Origin of the sequence: Mesorhizobium sp. M7A.F.Ca.CA.001.08.2.1, from assembly GCF_003998455.1 — a bacterium.
GTDB lineage: Bacteria > Pseudomonadota > Alphaproteobacteria > Rhizobiales > Rhizobiaceae > Mesorhizobium > Mesorhizobium ciceri.
Window position 1 is genome coordinate 1 of the sequence record NZ_RZPW01001332.1, and the last position, 746, is coordinate 746.

Sequence of the window (746 nt, forward strand, 5' to 3'; positions counted from 1 at the left end):
GTCAGCTTATGTTGCGACGGCGGCAGCGCAAGGCTGACAGCCCCTTCTATCCACGCTATATGCGCCGCAGCAAGCAAGGATGCGGTACGATGACCGGAACGACGAGATCAAGCGAGGGGCTGGACGTGCGCCGCCGCAAGCTTCTGTTTCGCTCCTGGCATCGCGGCATGCGCGAGATGGACCTGATCCTCGGCACTTTCGCCGACGCTGAGATCGGCGTCTTGACCAACGAGGAAATCGACCAATATGAGAGGCTCCTCGACATTCCCGATACCGAATTCCTGCCCATGGTCACCGGCGAACGCCCGGTTCCGGCCGATATCGATTGTGCCGTCCTGCGAAAGATCCTGGCTTTCCGCCGCTCTCTGACATTCTGAACACAAGCAATTCCAGGAAAAGTACGAAGCGGTTTTCCGTTCGGAATTGCGATAAAACAAGACCGTGATTTCATGAGCCTCATTCCCACCATCGGTCTGCCGAAAGGCCGCGCCGGTCAGTTCATCGTCGATGGCGTCGCCGACGGCTACGAAGCCTTTGCGCTGGTGCAGGCGGCGCTCGAGATCGCGCCCGACAAGCCGGTTCTGTTCGTCGCGCGCGACGGTCAGCGCCTGCCGGCGATCATCGAGGCATTGTCCTTCGCGGCCCCCGGCCTGCCGGTGCTGGAACTGCCGGCCTGGGATTGCTTGCCCTACGACCGCGTCTCGCCCGGCTCCGATGCGGCCGCCAAGCGCCTCGATGCCCTGACC

Annotated in this window: 2 protein-coding genes; both read left to right on the plus strand. The window is 62.2% G+C overall.

Annotated elements, in window-relative coordinates; all coding sequences use genetic code 11:
* The first annotated feature begins 89 nt into the window (after positions 1–89).
* A complete protein-coding gene (locus EN914_RS37200; RefSeq protein ID WP_013531907.1) occupies positions 90–377 on the plus strand; it encodes a succinate dehydrogenase assembly factor 2 in 288 nt (95 codons plus the stop codon).
* 72 nt (positions 378–449) lie between these two features.
* On the plus strand, positions 450–746 hold a 297-nt coding region (locus tag EN914_RS37205; protein ID WP_164779257.1), incomplete at its 3' end, for a hypothetical protein.